Source organism: Rhodanobacter sp. DHB23 (assembly GCF_014842975.1).
Taxonomy (GTDB): Bacteria; Pseudomonadota; Gammaproteobacteria; order Xanthomonadales; family Rhodanobacteraceae; genus Rhodanobacter_A.
In genome coordinates this window covers 223,819-239,347 of record NZ_JACYXK010000023.1, presented here as the reverse complement: position 1 = coordinate 239,347, position 15,529 = coordinate 223,819, and the positions used below count along the sequence as shown (strand labels likewise).

Annotated in this window: 15 protein-coding genes; 6 read left to right on the top strand and 9 right to left on the bottom strand. The window is 69.3% G+C overall.

The genetic code is table 11. The annotated features are described in order from the left end of the window. Nucleotides 1-178 precede the first annotated feature (178 nt). The 3 genes from IHE47_RS06395 to IHE47_RS06385 form a co-directional block, all read right to left on the bottom strand. Nucleotides 179-1,237 (bottom strand): isoaspartyl peptidase/L-asparaginase, encoded by a 1,059-nt coding sequence (locus IHE47_RS06395; protein ID WP_343227444.1) that lies wholly within the window; start codon nucleotides 1,235-1,237, stop codon nucleotides 179-181. Between the two features lie 70 nt (nucleotides 1,238-1,307). Next, nucleotides 1,308-2,582, bottom strand: coding sequence for a M56 family metallopeptidase (locus IHE47_RS06390; RefSeq protein ID WP_192105032.1), 1,275 nt, complete (start codon nucleotides 2,580-2,582; stop codon nucleotides 1,308-1,310). Continuing rightward, on the bottom strand, nucleotides 2,569-2,940 hold the full coding sequence (locus IHE47_RS06385; RefSeq protein WP_192105031.1) for a BlaI/MecI/CopY family transcriptional regulator: 372 nt from the start codon (nucleotides 2,938-2,940) through the stop codon (nucleotides 2,569-2,571). Before IHE47_RS06385 ends, IHE47_RS06390 begins: the two co-directional genes overlap by 14 nt. A 297-nt stretch (nucleotides 2,941-3,237) precedes the next feature. Between IHE47_RS06385 and IHE47_RS17960 the strand changes: the two genes are divergently transcribed. Beyond that, nucleotides 3,238-4,596: a 3-oxoacid CoA-transferase gene (locus IHE47_RS17960; RefSeq protein WP_192105030.1), complete on the top strand. Its 1,359-nt coding sequence runs from the start codon at nucleotides 3,238-3,240 to the stop codon at nucleotides 4,594-4,596. Between the two features lie 146 nt (nucleotides 4,597-4,742). Here the strand turns inward: IHE47_RS17960 and IHE47_RS06375 are convergent, their stop codons facing one another. Both IHE47_RS06375 and IHE47_RS06370 read right to left on the bottom strand, forming a co-directional pair. Further along, nucleotides 4,743-5,471 carry a response regulator transcription factor gene (locus IHE47_RS06375; RefSeq protein ID WP_192105029.1) on the bottom strand — a complete coding sequence of 243 codons (729 nt, stop codon included), beginning with the start codon at nucleotides 5,469-5,471 and terminating at the stop codon, nucleotides 4,743-4,745. A gap of 74 nt (nucleotides 5,472-5,545) precedes the next feature. Continuing rightward, entirely contained in the window at nucleotides 5,546-6,163 is a 618-nt protein-coding gene (locus IHE47_RS06370; RefSeq protein WP_192105028.1) for an arylesterase, read from the bottom strand. On the opposite strand from IHE47_RS06370, the gene IHE47_RS06365 reads away from it, so the two are divergent. The 5 genes from IHE47_RS06365 (at nucleotide 6,162) to IHE47_RS06345 (ending at nucleotide 12,296) form a co-directional block, all read left to right on the top strand. Beyond that, on the top strand, nucleotides 6,162-6,848 hold the full coding sequence (locus IHE47_RS06365; RefSeq protein WP_192105027.1) for an ATP-binding cassette domain-containing protein: 687 nt from the start codon (nucleotides 6,162-6,164) through the stop codon (nucleotides 6,846-6,848). The genes IHE47_RS06370 and IHE47_RS06365 overlap by 2 nt on opposite strands. An 889-nt stretch (nucleotides 6,849-7,737) precedes the next feature. After that, a complete protein-coding gene (locus IHE47_RS06360) occupies nucleotides 7,738-10,221 on the top strand; it encodes an FtsX-like permease family protein (protein ID WP_192105026.1) in 2,484 nt (827 codons plus the stop codon). Between the two features lie 46 nt (nucleotides 10,222-10,267). Further along, the gene (locus tag IHE47_RS06355; protein WP_192105025.1) at nucleotides 10,268-10,897 is read left to right on the top strand and encodes a glutathione S-transferase family protein; all 630 of its coding nucleotides are present in this window, start codon (nucleotides 10,268-10,270) and stop codon (nucleotides 10,895-10,897) included. A gap of 71 nt (nucleotides 10,898-10,968) precedes the next feature. Further along, nucleotides 10,969-11,169, top strand: coding sequence for a hypothetical protein (locus IHE47_RS06350; RefSeq protein ID WP_192105054.1), 201 nt, complete (start codon nucleotides 10,969-10,971; stop codon nucleotides 11,167-11,169). After that, on the top strand, nucleotides 11,166-12,296 hold the full coding sequence (locus IHE47_RS06345) for an SLC13 family permease (protein ID WP_192105024.1): 1,131 nt from the start codon (nucleotides 11,166-11,168) through the stop codon (nucleotides 12,294-12,296). Before IHE47_RS06350 ends, IHE47_RS06345 begins: the two co-directional genes overlap by 4 nt. A 110-nt stretch (nucleotides 12,297-12,406) precedes the next feature. Here the strand turns inward: IHE47_RS06345 and IHE47_RS06340 are convergent, their stop codons facing one another. The 4 genes from IHE47_RS06340 to nudE form a co-directional block, all read right to left on the bottom strand. Then, complete coding sequence (locus IHE47_RS06340; protein ID WP_192105023.1) at nucleotides 12,407-13,180, bottom strand: DUF4097 family beta strand repeat-containing protein; 774 nt, start codon at nucleotides 13,178-13,180, stop codon at nucleotides 12,407-12,409. Nucleotides 13,181-13,339: 159 nt separating this feature from the next. Further along, nucleotides 13,340-14,146, bottom strand: coding sequence for a nucleoside triphosphate pyrophosphohydrolase (mazG, locus tag IHE47_RS06335; RefSeq protein ID WP_192105022.1), 807 nt, complete (start codon nucleotides 14,144-14,146; stop codon nucleotides 13,340-13,342). Further along, nucleotides 14,143-14,964 carry a 3'(2'),5'-bisphosphate nucleotidase CysQ gene (gene cysQ, locus IHE47_RS06330; RefSeq protein ID WP_343227443.1) on the bottom strand — a complete coding sequence of 274 codons (822 nt, stop codon included), beginning with the start codon at nucleotides 14,962-14,964 and terminating at the stop codon, nucleotides 14,143-14,145. The genes mazG and cysQ overlap by 4 nt, the downstream gene beginning before the upstream one ends. Further along, nucleotides 14,961-15,518: an ADP compounds hydrolase NudE gene (gene nudE, locus IHE47_RS06325; protein WP_192105021.1), complete on the bottom strand. Its 558-nt coding sequence runs from the start codon at nucleotides 15,516-15,518 to the stop codon at nucleotides 14,961-14,963. Before nudE ends, cysQ begins: the two co-directional genes overlap by 4 nt. Nucleotides 15,519-15,529: the final 11 nt, after the last annotated feature.

Sequence of the window (15,529 nt, the reverse complement as noted above, 5' to 3'; positions counted from 1 at the left end):
GAGGTCGATGTGCGGCCGCTCGGGCTCCTACTCGTGCTTCCAACACTGCGCGCCTTCGGCGTGCCGCACATCGCTCTCCGCTTCCACTTTACGGATTTGGGCAGACACAAGCGCACCCTGTGCGCGATGGCTCTTGGCTTCGATCAAACATCAGAGCCATCGCGCACAGGGTGCGCTCCTACGGTTGCCCGTCGGGATCGCCCGTGCTTTCGGCGGGCGCCGGCGGCACGGAGGTGCCGTCGTCCTCGTCGCCGTAGATCGCCACGTGCGGCACGCCGCTGGCGTCGATCCAGCCGCGGTACATGCCGTCGGTGTTGAACGGGATGGCGATGTTGCCGTGCGCGTCCAGTGCGATCGCGCCGCCGTTGCCGCCCAGCGCGGGGATCTGCTGGTTGATCACCACCGCCGCGGCGCGCTTGAGCGGCACGCGCATCTCGCTCACCTGCATGCAGATCGCGTGCGCCGCCACGGTGCGGATGTAGTACTCGCCCCAGCCGGTGCCCGACACCGCGCAGTCGCTGTTGGCATACGTGCCGGCGCCGATGATCGGCGAATCGCCGATGCGGCCCCAGCGCTTGTCGACCATGCCGCCGGTGGAGGTGCCCGCGGCGAGATGGCCCTGCGCGTCCAGCGCCACCGCGCCCACGGTGCCGAAATGCTTTTCGGTTTCCCCATCCGCATGCGACTTGCCGGCCGCGTCCTCCTTCAGCGCCTTCTGCAACTGCTGCCAGCGCTCCTCGGTGCGGAAGTAGGACGGATCGACCAGCGGCATGCCGATGCTCTGCGCGAACACCTCGGCGCCGGCGCCGGAGAGCATCACGTACGGCGTCTTTTCCATCACCGCGCGCGCCAGCAGTATCGGGTTCCTGATGCGCGTGACGCCGGTCACCGCGCCGGCGCCCTGGCTGTCGCCGTCCATGATCGCCGCGTCCAGCTCGTTCCTGCCGTCGTGGGTGAACACCGCGCCCCGGCCGGCGTTGAAGTCCGGATCGTCCTCCAGCACCACGATGGCGGCGCTCACCGCGTCCACCGCATCCTTGCCGGCCTTGAGCTGCGCGTAGCCGTCCTGCAGCGCCTTCGTCAGCGCCGCGCGTATCGCCTTCTCCTTCGCCGGCGTGAGGTCGCGCTTGATGACGCCGGCGCCGCCGTGGATCACCAGCACGGGTGGCGTGGCGGCATGGCTCATCGCGGCGACTCCGAGGGCGGCAAGGGCGGGCAACAGGCGGCGCGGCTTCACGGGACTCTTTCCCTGAGGACAACGGGGAAAAGTATAGCGAGCCGCGCCTGCCGCACCTGTGCGGCGAGACTCAACAGCCGATGTTGGCTGTCATCATCAGTCTGATACCCTTGAAGCTGCCGCTCTTGCTATCAACGTTGCCTATTTGGATGATGGCCGGCCGTCCCGGCATGGTTCGCAGGATCGGGTGCGTTGGCTTGTCCAAGGTTCCTCCGCTCATGTCCGCGCGTATTTCAATCTCGCCCTTTTCAGCAGGAAACATGGCAACACGCCCCTGCCACGGCGGCACCTCCGTGGCGACACCGTTTACATTCGCGTATTCGCCTGGCTTCAGGCACATTTTCTTGAGCTTCTGCGCAGGCTTGCCGTCGAACGACACGTTCCATTCCAGCGCATAGCGGTCGCTGGTTATTACAGCCGGCACTGCAGCCGCATAAGCCACACCTGCCGCCATGCCGGCGAACACGACCAGGACAACGGCGCCCGCATGACGACGCGAGCTGGAAACTGGCTTCTGCTTCAACATGGCAATACGCTCCGTGAGTGGATGACGAGGGGACCACGCGCAGCCCACCGGCAACGCGAGTGCTGCCGACCGGGTTTTCAACATCGCATTCGCATAGCTGCGGCGTTGCGTGCCGTGCTCGCGCAGCACGGCGGCGTCGCAGGCCAGTTCCTGGTCATGGCGCAGCGCGGCCAGCGCCCACCAGGCCAGCGGGTGGAACCAGAGCGGCGCGACCAGCGCGTGCGCCAGCAGGCTCCACCAGCCATCGCCGCGACGCGCATGCGCACCCTCATGGGCGAGGATTAGCGCCTGCTCGGTGGCGTCGTAGCGCTCCGCGAAATCCGCCGGCAGCACGATGCGGCTGCGCCAGGCGCCGACCAGCGCCGGGCCGGTATCGGCATCCGTGGCGCGCAGCACCGGCCAGCGCAACGAGGCCTGCGGCAACGGCGTGGCGCTGCGCAGGCGCCTGCGATAACGATGCTGCGCCATAACGATAAGCGCGAGCACGGCGAGCAGACCGGCCAACCACAGCAGCGAGGCGCCCATGCGCCAGTCGAAACCACTGGCGCCCGCTGCGCCCGGCAACGGTGCGGCGACGGCCGAGGTGATCGCGTAGACCAGCGGTGGCAAGGAGGCCGGCGCCGCGACGGCGTGCGGCAACTGGCTGGCCAGCACGGCCAGCGGCGGCAACAGCCACAACTGGAACGCACGCTCCGCGCCGAACCAGCGCCGGCCGGGCTTGCGCAGGGCGGCCACGACCAACACCCCCGCGGTGAATGCCAACAATGCTAACCAGCCGCGCGCGGCCCATGCGAAGGCCAGCGATTCAAGCTTGTTCATCGTCGAGCTCCTTCAGCAGCTTGCGCAGTTCGGCGATGTCCTTCTTCGTCAGCTTGCGCTGCTCGGAAAAATGCGCCACCAGCGGCGCCACGCGACCGTCGAACAGGCGGTCGAGCAATCCCTTGCTCTCCTGCGAAACGTACTTCCCGCGGCTCAGCAGCGGCGTGTAGAGGTAGCGACGGCCATCCTTCTCGGCCTTCACCGCCTTCTTCTTCAGCAGGCGGTTGAGCAGGGATTTCACCGTGCCCTCCTGCCAGCCCTGCGCCGGGCCGACCTCGGCGAGGATCTCCTCGGCGCTGCGCGGCGCCGCGCGCCAGAGCACCTCCATCACCACCGCTTCGGCTTCGCTGACAGCCATGGCATCACCGTTTACGCCTGTAAGTGAATTCATGTTTACATGCGTAAACTCAAACCGTCAAGCGGTCTGGATCCATGCGGCGGAAATGTCCGGGATGTGCAAGAGACGGCTACATGGAGGTGGCTTTCCGGCGATTCGCCGCCGGACGGCCTTCGCCATGGGCCAGGAGGCAGCAAAAAGTTGTGCCACGCGGCGGACGGCTCCCGCCGTGCGGGCGCCTGGAACCTTCGTACAACACGACCCGGCGTCGATCCGTCGTATCCTTGGCAGCTGGTTTCCCTGCACGAAGGCACGGCAATGGACAAGGTCCACGCAACAGCGACCCAGGCGCTCGACGGCCTGCTGTTCGACAACATGACGATCGCGGCCGGCGGCTTCGGCCTGTGCGGCATCCCGGAGAACCTGATCGCCGCCCTGCTCGCGGCCGGCACCAAGGGCCTCACCATCGTGGGCAACAACGCCGGCGTGGACGATTTCGGCATGGGCCCGCTGCTGAAGACGCGGCAGGTGAAGCGGGTGTACGCCTCCTACGTGGGCGAGAACAAGGAATTCGAGCGCCAGGTGCTGGCCGGCGAACTGGAACTGCACCTGGTGCCGCAGGGCACGCTGGCCGAGAAACTGCGCGCCGGCGGCGCCGGCATCCCCGGCTTCTACACGCGCACCGCGTTCGGCACCCAGCTGGCCGAGGGCAAGGAGACCAAGCTGTTCGACGGCAAGGAATACGTGCTGGAGGAAGCGATCCGCGCCGACGTCGCCATCGTCAAGGCCTGGAAGGGCGACCGCCTCGGCAACCTGGTGTTCCGCGAGACCGCGCGCAACTTCAACCCGATGATCGCCACCTGCGGCAAGGTCTGCGTGGCCGAGGTGGAGGAACTGGTCGAGGTGGGCACGCTGGACCCGAACAACATCCACGTGCCGGGCATCTACGTCGACCGCATCATCCAGGGACCGTCGTACGAGAAGCGCATCGAGTTCCGCACCATCGCCGGCGCCAACACCGGCAAGGAAAGCCCGATGCGCACCGCGCTGGCGCAGCGCGCCGCGAAGGAGCTGCGCGACGGCTTCTACGTGAACCTGGGCATCGGCATCCCCACCCTGGTGGCCAACTACATCCCCGACGGCATGGACGTGGTGCTGCAGTCGGAGAACGGCCTGCTCGGCATCGGCCCCTTCCCCACCGAGGCGCAGATCGATCCCGACCTGATCAACGCGGGCAAGCAGACCGTCACCACCCTGCCCGGCTCCAGCTTCTTTTCCAGTGCCGAATCGTTCGCGATGATCCGCGGCGGCCACATCGACCTGGCCATCCTCGGCGGCATGGAAGTCTCGGTCGCAGGCGACCTCGCCAACTGGATGGTGCCCGGCAAGATGGTGAAGGGTCCCGGTGGCGCGATGGACCTGGTCAGCGGCGTGCGCCGCGTGGTGGTGCTGATGGAGCACTGCGCGAAGGACGGCTCGCCCAAGATCAAGGACCAGTGCGACCTGCCGGTCACCGGCAAGGAATGCGTGGACCTGATCATCACCGACCTTGCCGTGTTCGAGGTGGAGAAAGGCAGGGGCCTCACCCTGATCGAACTGCAGGACGGCGTGACGCTGGACGAGGTGAAGGCGAAGACGGGCTGCGCGTTCGCGGTGAGCCCTTCGCTGAAGCAGTAGGCGCCGCTGCTGCGGACACGGTGCCCTCCCGTAGGAGCGCACCCTGTGCGCGATTGCTTCTGCTCCGATTGAGCATCAAGGCAATCGCGCACAGGGTGCGCTCCTACGCATGGCGCCGGCGGCGTGCCTGGACGGCAAGGACCGCCTTACGCCATGCGCGCCGACGCCACTTCCGCGTCGAGGTCCGCGAGCCGGTAGCCGGCGGAGTGGATGGTGTGCAGCAACGGGCGCGGGAAGGGCTTGTCGATCACGCGACGCAGGTTGTACAGGTGCGACCGCAGCGTGTCGGAGTCGGGCAGCATGTCGCCCCAGATCTCGCGCTCGATGTCGCGCCGGCTCACCACGCGCGGCGACTCGCGCATCAGGATCGCCAGCAGCTTCAGGCCGATCGGCGACGCGGAGAGTTCCTGCCCCGCGCGGGTCAGCCGCAGCGTGGCGGTGTCCAGCGTCATGTCGCCCACGTGCAGCACCTCGGTGGAAACCTGCCGCCGGTCGCGGCGGATCAGCGCACGCAGCCGCGCATCCAGCTCGCGCACCTCGAACGGCTTGACGAGGTAGTCGTCGGCGCCGGACTCCAGCCCGGCGAGCTTGTCCTCCAGCGTGCCGCGCGCCGTGAGCATCAGCACCGGCGTGGCTTTCTTCGCTTCGCGGCGCAGCTTGCGGCAGACCTCCAGCCCGTCCATGCCGGGCAGGTTGAGGTCGAGCACGATCGCGTCGTAGCTGCTGGCCACCGCCAGGTGCAGGCCGCTGGGGCCGTCGGCCGCGTAGTCCACGGAATAGCCGCTGCGCTCCAGCGCCGCGCCCACGGGTTCGGCGATCTGGCGGCTGTCTTCCACCAGCAGGATCAGGCCGGACTGCTCAACATGTCCGTTCATGTCGCATCCTCCACATGGTTTCACAAATGTGAAGAGCTAACCGGGCGCCCGGTGATGATTGTGTGAAAACCGCGCTAATGCCCCAATAGCGGCTGCAGCGCACCCCATACGTTCCCCAGCACCCTCGGCTCGCCGGCGGCGTTGGGGTGCAGGCCATCGTCCTGCATCAGGGCGGGATCCAGCGCCACGCCGTCGAGCAGGAAGGGCAGCAGCGCCACGTGCATGCGCTTCGCCAGGTCGGCATACACCGCGCGCAGGCCGTCGCGGTATTGCGGGCCGTAGTTCACCGGCAGCTCGATGCCCAGCAGCAGCACCCTGGCGTGCGTGGCCTGCGCGGCGCCGACCATGGCGTCGAGGTTGTCGCGCAACTGCAGCAGCGGCAGCCCCTGCAGGCCATCGTTCGCGCCCAGCTCGATCACCACCACCGCGGGGCGATACGTCGCCAGCAACGCCGGCAGGCGATTGCGCCCGGACAACGAGGTCTCACCGCTGATGCTGGCATTGACCACGACCCATGGCGGCACCATCTTGCCCAGACGGACTTCCAGCAGATGCACCCAGCCCTGCTCCACCGCGATGTTGTGCGCGGCGGAAAGCGAATCGCCCAGCACCAGCACGGTACGCGGGGATGCGGCATGCGCGGTGGCGGCAAACCCGAACAACAGCGACAGCAGGCACAGGAAACGACGCATGAAAGACACGCCCCGGTTGGTTCTCGACGTGCACGATGTTAGCAAGTCGGTGCACGGCCCCGAGGGGCGGCTGGACATACTCGACGGGGTCGGCCTGCAGGTGGCGGACGGCGAGAGCTTCGCCATCGTCGGCGCCTCCGGCTCGGGCAAGACCACCCTGCTCGGCCTGCTCGCCGGACTGGACACGCCCAGCAGCGGCAGCATCCGGCTCGACGGCCACGCGCTGGAGGGCATGGACGAGGAAGCGCGCGCCGACCTGCGCCGCCGCCTGGTGGGCTTCGTGTTCCAGTCCTTCCACCTGCTGCCCGCGCTCAGCGCGGAAGAAAACGTGATGCTGCCGCTGGAGCTGGAGGGCGACGCGCAGGCGCGCGGCAAGGCGCGGGCGGCGCTGGAAGCCGTCGGCCTCGCCGCACGACGGCGGCACTATCCGGCGCAACTCTCCGGCGGCGAGCAGCAGCGCGTGGCCATCGCCCGCGCCTTCGTGCACGGTCCGCGCCTGCTGTTCGCCGACGAACCCACCGGCAACCTCGACCAGCGCACCGGCCACCACATCACCGATCTGCTGTTTGCGCTCAATCGCGACCACCGCACCACGCTCGTGCTGGTGACCCATGACACACAGCTCGCGGCGCGTTGCGAACGGCGCATCGAGTTGCAGGAAGGGCGCGTAGTGGTGGGCGCATGAGCGCGCACGCTCTTCCCGTCGCCTGTATGCGCGAGATGCTGCGCACTCCTCCCCTCTCCCGCTTGCGGGAGAGGGGTTGGGGGAGCGGGGCTTTTGCTCGTGCTGGGTTGTCGCAAGCGACGAAGCGGTTTCGTGCGCCTGTCGGCGCCCGAGTCACTTTTCTCTTGCGTGGCCAAGAGAAAAGTAACCAAAAGAGAAGGCCACCCCGGTTGGCGCTTGCCGGGCCTCCTGCCCGGCAAGTCCGTGAGGCGGGACCGGGCTTTTCGAGCGGGCTCCTGCCCGCGCGAAAAGGCGAGCCCTTCCCTGGGCTCGCCCGCTGCGCGGCCTGGCCGTCCCCGCCTCACCGCCGCCCAGGGGCCCCGCAAGAGCAGGCGCGCATCGTGCGCGCCAGAAGCAATGGCAACAACAACGGCAAAAGCGAAGCGCCACGGCCTTGCGGCTCGCTGTCTCCCTCCCCTGCTTGCAGGGGAGGGCTGGGGTGGGGTGCTCTTGCTTCTGCGCGCCGGGAGCGCGCTGCTCTACCCGGGGCCCCTATGGCGCGGCGGGTGGGCGGAGGAAAGCCCGCAGGGTGGCCGGCATGGATGCCGGCCAGTTTTTCGCCGGGACAGGAGTCCCGTCGAAAAACCCCGCAGCTCACCCGCGTACCCGCAGGGCAGGATGCCCGGAGGGCGCGCCATCGGGGTGTCGTTTTCTCTTGGCTACTTCTCTTTTGGACAAGCAAAAGAGAAGTAGCTCGGCCGCCGACAGGCGGTCGAAACCGCTCTGTCCCTTGCGATAACACAGCCAAAGCAAAAGCGCCCTCTCCCCCAACCCCTCTCCCGCAAGCGGGCGAGGGGAGCGGAGCACGCCAAGCGCAAGACGTCGCACATGCATCCACCGGAGCGCAGCCATGAACCTCCTGCGCCTCGCCCTCCGCAACCTGCGCCGCGAATGGCGCCTCCCCGAACTGCGTACCCTGGCCGGCTCCCTGTTGCTGGCCGTGCTGGCGCTGGGCGTGGTGGCCACGCTGGCGACGCGGGTGGAGCGTGGCATCCTCGCCAGCGCGGCGGAACTGATCGGCGGTGACATCGGCGTTTCCGCGCCACAGCAGGTGCCGCAGCCGTATGCCGATGAAGCGCGCCGCGACGGGCTCGCCACCGCCCGCGCCGCCGGCTTCCCCAGCGTGGCTTTCGCCAACGGCCGCAGCCAGTTGCTCGACGTGGAAGCCACCGACGTCGCCTATCCGCTGCGCGGCAAACTGGTGCTGGCCGATGCCAACGGCCACCAGCGCAACGGCCACGGCCCTGCGGGCGGCACGGTGTATCTCGACCATCGCGCGCTGGTGGCGCTGTCGCTCACGCCGGGCGACACGCTGCAGCTCGGCGGCAGGGAACTGCGCATCGCGGCGGAACTGGTACAGCAGCCCGATGGCGGCGCGCTGGTATCCCTGGCTCCCCGCGCACTGATGAGCCTTGCCGACGCCGAGCAGGCCGGCCTGCTCGGCGTCGGCAGCCGCGCGCAACATCGCCTTCTGCTGTCCGGCGCGCCGGATGCCGTGCGGCGCTGGCGCGACTGGGCGCAACGACAAACCCTGCCGCAAGGCGCCGAACTCATCACGCCGGAGCAGACGCAGGAACGCATGCGCACGGCATTCGACCGCGCCGGTGCCTTCCTGCATCTCACCGCCCTGCTCGCCGCCCTGCTGGCCGGCGTGGCGATCGCGCTGTCCGCGCAGCGCTATGCGCGGCGCAAGACGCCCGAAGTGGCGCTGCTGCGCGCGCTGGGCACGCCGCGCCGGCGCGTGCTCGGCCTGCTGCTGCTCACCCTCGCCACCCTGGCCTTGCCGATCGCGCTGGCCGGCACCGTGCTCACGCTGGGCACGGCGCAACTGGCCTGGCAATTCGCCAGCATGCTGTTCGGCGGCATCCCCACCGAGTTGCCATGGCTGCCCGCGCTGCTCGCGGCGGCGATGGGGCTGGCGGTGCTGGCTGGTTTCGCGCTGCCGCCGTTGCTGCGGCTGGCCGAGGTGCCGCCCGTCGCCGTGTTCCGGCAAAGCCTCGCGCGGCGCGTGCGCCGCTTCGACGCCTTGTACCTGCTGCCCGTGCTGGTGGCGCTGGCGTTGATCTGGAGCCAGAGCGGCTCGCTGCAACTCGCCGGCATCCTTGCCGCCAGCCTCGCCGGCGTGGCGCTGGTCGCCGCGCTGCTCGCGACCCTGCTGCTGTGGCTGGCGCGCCGCGTGGCGCCGGGCGCGCATCCCGCCTTGCGGCTCGGCTTGGCCGCACTGGCGCGGCGGCGCGGGCTCAGCGTGGTGCAGGCCACCGCGCTCGCGCTCGGCCTCACCGCGCTGCTGTTGTTGTCGGTGGTGGCCCCGGCGCTGCTCGACGGCTGGCGCCGCGAACTACCCGCCGACACGCCGAACTGGTTCGCGCTGAACCTGCAGGACGAACAGCGCGGCAACTTCGCGCCGACCCTCGCGCGCATCGGCGCCGACCAGCTCAACATGATGCCGCTGGCGGTGGGCAAGCTCACCGCGATCAACGGCAAACCGATCGACAGCCTGCACTTCGCCGACCCGCGCGCGAAGGAATGGGCCGACCGCCAGTTGCGCCTGTCATGGTCCGACGCGCTGCCGCCCGCCAACCGGGTGATCGCCGGCCAGTGGTTCGGGCCCGCGCAGGCGCAGGCCGAGGTATCGGTGGATCGCATGTGGCGCGACATGTTCGCGCTGAAGCTGGGCGACACGATGCGCTTCGACGTGGGCGAAGGCCACCTCGACGCGAAGGTCGCCAGCTTCCGCCAGGTGGACTGGAGTTCGTTCCGGGTCAATTTCTTCCTGCTGCTCGACCCCGCGCACGCGGGCGCGCTGCCACACGCCTGGCTGGCCAGCTTCCACCTGGCGCCGGGCCACGCGCAGGCGATGGCGCAGCTGTCGCGTGACTACCCGAACCTCAGCCTGGTGGACGTGGACGACCTGCTGGCGCGCATCCGCCAGATCGTCGACCGCGTGGGCAGCGCGGTGCGCTGGATCCTGGCCTTCAGCCTGCTCGCCGGCGCGCTGGTGCTGGCCGCCTCGCTCGCCGCCAGCGCGGCCGAACGCCGCCACGAAGCTGCGTTGCTGCGCACGCTGGGCGCGCGCCGCGCGCAACTGCGCGTGGCCGCCGCCTGCGAGTTCGCCCTGCTCGGCCTGATCGCCGGCCTCACCGCGGCGCTGGGCAGCGCAGGCGCCGGGCTGTGGCTGGGCCACGCGATCTTCCACATCGACGGCTTCGTACCGCCGCTCGCGCCGCTGGCACTGGGCGCGCTGGGCTGCGCCTGCGTGGTGATGCTGCTGGGACTGGCCGGCACGCGCAAGGTGGCGCGCACTTCGCCGATGCGGCTGTTGCGGGAGGGGTAAGGCAAGCCTCACCATCAATGGGTTCGCACCACGACGCGGAGATCCCATGTACACGCTCTACTACTCCCCCGGCACCGCCAGCATGGTGGTGCACCTGGCCCTGCTGGAAATCGGCGCGCCCTACGAGTTGCGGCTGGTCGATTTCGAGCGCGACGCGCAGCACGGCGACGAATACCTCAAGCTCAACCCGCGCGGCGTGGTGCCGACGCTGGTGATCGACGGCCGGCCGCGCAACGAGTCGGCCGCGCTGCTGACGATGCTGGCCGAACGCCATCCCGGGGCGAAGCTGATCCCGCCGCCGGGCACGCCGGAGCGCGAGGCGTGGCAGCAGTGGGTGGTCTATCTCAGCAACACGCTGATGTCCGCCTACCGCTTCTGGTTCTATCCCGCCGACCTGGGCATGGCGGAACACACGCCGGAGGTCCGCGCGGCCCTGCAAACGAAGATCGAGGCGGTGTGGAACCTGCTCGACGCGCAACTTGCGCAGCACGGCCCCTACCTGCTCGGGGCGACTTTCTCCGGCGCCGACCTGCTGCTGGCCATGCTGATGCGCTGGTCGCGCAACATGCCGCGCCCCGCCACCGAATGGCCAGCGCTGAAACGGCTGGCGGACTTGGTTCGTGCCAGGCCAAGCTGGAAGAAACTGTACGAACTGGAGGGCCTGGGCGAATGGTGATGCCCCGCCCGGATCGATCAGACCTGCAGAGTTCGTTCTCCACCGACTTCTCCACCGACAAGGAAACACCCATGGCCGACCAGACTCCATCCGGCAAACCCGGTCCCGAGCGTCAACGCAAAATGGCCATGGGCCTTGGCCTCGGCGTAGCCATCGGCACGGCCATCGGTGTCGCGATGCACAACCTCGCGCTGGGCATCGGCGTGGGCATCGCCATCGGCGTCGCGATTGGCGCCAGTAACCGCAGGAACGGCAACCAGGATCGCGAATGACCCTGGTTGCCGTCGCCAGCGGCTGGCGCGCCAGGCTGAAATCCGAATGGCTGTTGCTGCTGTTCGCCGCGCTCGCGCTCGCCCTGGCGCTGTTCGACCCGCGGCCGCTGGCGGACTATCGCCGCTGGCTGCAGCTCCCCACGCTGGCTGGCCTGCTCGGCCTGATGCTGGCGATCCAGGGTATCCGCGACAGCGGGCTGGTGCAGCACGCGGCGGGCGCACTGGCGGCACGCGTGCACAGCCTGCGTGCGCTGGGCCTGCTGCTGGTGACGAGCGCCGCCCTGCTGGCCACGGTGCTGACCAACGATGTGAGCCTGTTCCTGGTCGTGCCGCTGACGCTGGCGATCGGCGCCATCTCCAACCTGCCGGTGGCGCGCATGGCGGTGCTGGAGGCGCTGGCGGTGAACGCGGGCAGCACGCTCAGCCCGATAGGCAATCCGCAGAACCTGCTGCTGTGGCAGCACGCGCAATCGCCGTTCCCGCGCTTCGCGCTGGCGATGCTGCCCGCGGCGGCCGTGATGTTCGCGCTGGTGGCGGCGCTCACGCTGGCGTGGTTGCCGAAAGGCCGCGCGATGCTACGCCCCTCGCAGGTGGACGGCCACCCGGTAGCCGCGCCGCTGGCCGCAGGCTCGCTGCTCGCGCTGCTGCTGATGGTGCTGGCGATGGAATACGGGCTGGCCCTGCCCGGCGCACTGGTGCTCGCCGCGGCCTATGCGCTGATCGCCCGGCACGTGCCCGCCCGCATCGACTGGCTGCTGCTGGCCACGTTCGTGGCGATCTTCCTGTGCCTTGGCCACTTCGCCGAACTGCCGCTGGTGCGGCATGGCCTCGACCGGCTCGCGCTCGATCGCCCGCTGACCTTGTTCGCCTGCGGCATCGCGATCTCGCAGGTCATCAGCAACGTGCCGGCCACCGTGCTGCTGCTGGATCGCGCGCATGACGCCACCGCGTTGGCGGTGGCGGTGAACGTGGGCGGCGCCGGGCTGGCGATCGGTTCGCTGGCCAACCTGATCGCATTGCGGCTGGCGAACCAGCCGCATGGACTGCGGCTGTTCCACCGCGTGTCGATCCCGTTCCTGCTGGTGAGCGCGCCGTTGGTGTATCTGGCATGGCGGTGGCTGGGATAGCAACGCGTAGGAGCACCCTGTGCGCGAATGCTCTGACGCTTCGATCAGGGCCTAGAGCATTCGCGCACAGGGTGCTCCTACACAGGGCAGGCGCCGGGGCCGGCACGCGATCAATCGTCGTCGCGCGGCACGTTGACCTTGCCCTTCACCCCGCTCTGGCTGACGTCGCCGCTGCCCTTGGCGCCGAGGGTGAGGTCGCCACCCACGTCGTGCACGCCGAGGTCGCCCGAGCCCAGCGTGTCCGCATGCACGCTGCCGCCCACGTTGTGCAGGGTCACGTCGCCGGAGCCGATGCTGCCGACCTTCGCGTCGCCCTTGATGCCGCTCACCTTCAGGTCGCCCGAACCCACCGAGCCGGCCTGCAGGCTGCCCACGTCGCTGGCGTCCACGTCGCCCGAGCCCACGCTGGTGTCGAACGCCCCGGCGATGCTGGACACGTGCAGGTCACCCGAACCCACCGAGCTGTGCAACTGCTGCACGCCGTGCACGCTGGCGTCGCCCGAGCCCACGCGCACGGTCACCGGCAGTTCCGGCGGCAGTTGCACGTTGGCTTCGAGGTTCGTGGAGAAGCTGCCGAACAGATGGAACGAGAAGGTGTTCTGCCCGCCCAGTTCGATGATGAGCTGGTCGCCCTCGCGGCGCTGGGTGATCTGCAGCTTGTCCAGCAGCGACTGGTCGGAGGCGCAGGCGCGGCCGTTCACCACCAGTTGCCGCGCGCCCGGCGCGCCGTTGACGTGCAGGTCGTAGCTGTTGACGTCGATCTGCACGCCGCGCACGCCGGCGAGGTCGACCTGCAGGTTGCGCGGTGCCTGGTATTTGCAGCCGTCGGCGGCATAGGCGGCGAACGGGGCAAGCAGCAACAGGGCAAGGGCGGTGCGGCGCATGGCAGGACTCCTGGTTGGGTATCGCCTGTTCTGATGCGGCAGGACGGCAAAAGGTTGCAAGCCGCTTGCCGTAGAGCACACCCCGTGCGCGAAGGCTCTGACGCTTCGATCAGGGCCAAGGGCGTTCGCGCACAGGGTGCTCCTACGCAAAGCCGACGGTCAGCCTTCTTCCCGCTTGACCTGCTGCCACAGCGCCTCCTGCGCGGCGAGGTCGTGTCCGGCCAGCGTGCCGCCTGCCGTGGCGGCCAGTTGCTCCATGCGGCGGAAGCGGCGCTCGAACTTGGCGTTGGCGTGGCGCAGGGCACGCGAGAAATCCACCCCGGCATGGCGGGCGAGGTTGGCCGCCACGAACAGCACGTCGCCGATCTCGTCCTCCAGCCGCGCCGGGTCGGCGCCGGCGTCGAATTCGGCGCGCACTTCGTCGAGTTCCTCGGCCAGCTTGTCGAGCACCGGGCGATGGTCGGGCCAGTCGAAGCCCACGGTGGCGGCGCGTTGCTGCAGCTTGGTCGCGCGCTTCCATTCCGGCAGGCCATGCGAGACGCCGGCCAGCGCGCTGGCGTCGTGCACCCCGCCTTTCGCGGCGCGTTCGGCCGCCTTCAATTCTTCCCACGCCTGCTTCTGCGCGCCGAGGTCCGCGTAATGCGCGTCGCCGAACACGTGCGGGTGGCGGCGGATCATCTTGGCGTTGATCGCCTGCGCCACGTCGTCGAAGTCGAAGCGTCCCTGCTCGGCCGCCATCTGCGCATGGAATACCACCTGCAGCAGCAGGTCGCCCAGTTCCTCGCGCAGGTCGTCGAAGTCGCCGCGATCGATCGCGTCGGCCACCTCGTAGGCCTCCTCGATGGTGTAGGGCGCGATGCTGGCGAAGTCCTGCTGCACGTCCCATGGGCAACCCCGCTCGGGGTCGCGCAGGCGCGCCATGACCGCCAGCAGCTCGTCGATGCCGCGACGCGGGGCGTCGCTCATGGCAGGCCGGCGTCGTGCAGCCTGGCCACCCAGTCGAGGCCGGCGTCGCCCACCGCGATGAACTCGGGGTTGAGCAGCGATTCGCCACGGTCGTAGCGCAACGGCTTGCCGTGCAGGTCGAGCACGGCACCGCCGGCTTCCTCCAGCACGCATTGCGCGGCGGCGGTGTCCCATTCGCTGGTGGGGCCCAGGCGCAGGTAGACGTCCGCGCCGCCGCGCGCCAGCAGGCAGAACTTCAGCGAGGAGCCCAGCGGTTGCAGCACGAAGCCCTCGCCGAGCAGGCGGTGCAGGGCTTCCTCCTGCGAGCCCCCGTGCGAACGGCTGCCGGCGACGACGGCCGGCCGCGCCAGTGCGCGCGTGCCGATGCGCTCCCAGTCGCCGCCGTCCCCGGCCTGCCACCATGCGCCGATGCCGCGCGCGGCGGCGTACAGGTCGCCGGTGACCGGGGCCAGCACCACGCCCAGCACGGGCTCGTGCCTGTCGATCAGCGCGATGTTGACGGTGAACTCGCCATTGCGCTTCACGAATTCGCGCGTGCCGTCCAGCGGGTCGACCAGCCAGTGCCGCGCCCACGCGCGACGCTGCTCCCACGACACCTGGCTGGCTTCCTCGGAAACCAGCGGCAGCACGGGATCGAGCAGGGCCAGGCCCTCGGCGATCACCTTCTGCGCGGCGAGGTCGGCGGCGGTGAGCGGCGAGCGGTCGTCCTTCAGCTCGACGTCGAAGTCCTGCCGGTAGACCTCGAGGATGGCTTCGCCCGCGCGATGCGCCAGCATGGCGATGTCGAGCAGCAGGGAATCTTGGAACGGCGCGCTCACTTCAGTTGCATCCTTCCGGCAAGGTATTCGCGCGCCATGAACAGCGCGGCGATGGAACGGCCTTCGGTGACGTCGTCGCGCGCCACCAGCGTGTGCAGCTCGGCGAGCTTCCACGGCACCACTTCCAGCGGCTCGGGCTCGTCGCCTTCGAGGCGCTCGGGATAGAGGTCCTGCGCCAGCACCACGTGCGCCACGTGGGTCATGTAGGACGGAGACAGCGAGAGCACGTGCAACGGCGTCAGGCGACGCGCGCCGTAGCCCACCTCCTCCTTCAGCTCGCGGTCGGCGCCTTCTTCCACCGTCTCGCCTGGATCGAGCCTGCCCTTGGGCAGGCCCAGTTCGTAGCGCTCGAGGCCCACGCCGTACTCGCGCACCAGCAGCACGGTTTCCGCATCCAGCATCGGCACGATGATGACCGCGCCGAGGCTGCCCGATTTCGTGCGCTCGTAGGTGCGGCGCTCGCCGTTGGAGAACTCCAGGTCAACCTGCTCGGCACGCAGGAAACGGCTGCGCTCGATGTCGCGCTTCGCGTGGATGATGGGCGGCTTGGGCATCGTCGGATTGT

What these genes read in the sequence shown, in the direction of transcription:
- IHE47_RS06390 (WP_192105032.1), bottom strand. Translation starts at nt 2,582, where the DNA reads ATGAACAAGCTTGAATCGCTGGCCTTCGCATGGGCCGCGCGCGGCTGG.
- IHE47_RS06385 (WP_192105031.1), bottom strand. Translation starts at nt 2,940, where the DNA reads ATGGCTGTCAGCGAAGCCGAAGCGGTGGTGATGGAGGTGCTCTGGCGC.
- IHE47_RS17960 (WP_192105030.1), top strand. Translation starts at nt 3,238, where the DNA reads ATGGACAAGGTCCACGCAACAGCGACCCAGGCGCTCGACGGCCTGCTG.
- IHE47_RS06375 (WP_192105029.1), bottom strand. Translation starts at nt 5,471, where the DNA reads ATGAACGGACATGTTGAGCAGTCCGGCCTGATCCTGCTGGTGGAAGAC.
- IHE47_RS06365 (WP_192105027.1), top strand. Translation starts at nt 6,162, where the DNA reads ATGAAAGACACGCCCCGGTTGGTTCTCGACGTGCACGATGTTAGCAAG.
- IHE47_RS06370 (WP_192105028.1), bottom strand. Translation starts at nt 6,163, where the DNA reads ATGCGTCGTTTCCTGTGCCTGCTGTCGCTGTTGTTCGGGTTTGCCGCC.
- IHE47_RS06360 (WP_192105026.1), top strand. Translation starts at nt 7,738, where the DNA reads ATGAACCTCCTGCGCCTCGCCCTCCGCAACCTGCGCCGCGAATGGCGC.
- IHE47_RS06355 (WP_192105025.1), top strand. Translation starts at nt 10,268, where the DNA reads ATGTACACGCTCTACTACTCCCCCGGCACCGCCAGCATGGTGGTGCAC.
- IHE47_RS06350 (WP_192105054.1), top strand. Translation starts at nt 10,969, where the DNA reads ATGGCCGACCAGACTCCATCCGGCAAACCCGGTCCCGAGCGTCAACGC.
- IHE47_RS06345 (WP_192105024.1), top strand. Translation starts at nt 11,166, where the DNA reads ATGACCCTGGTTGCCGTCGCCAGCGGCTGGCGCGCCAGGCTGAAATCC.
- IHE47_RS06340 (WP_192105023.1), bottom strand. Translation starts at nt 13,180, where the DNA reads ATGCGCCGCACCGCCCTTGCCCTGTTGCTGCTTGCCCCGTTCGCCGCC.
- mazG (WP_192105022.1), bottom strand. Translation starts at nt 14,146, where the DNA reads ATGAGCGACGCCCCGCGTCGCGGCATCGACGAGCTGCTGGCGGTCATG.
- nudE (WP_192105021.1), bottom strand. Translation starts at nt 15,518, where the DNA reads ATGCCCAAGCCGCCCATCATCCACGCGAAGCGCGACATCGAGCGCAGC.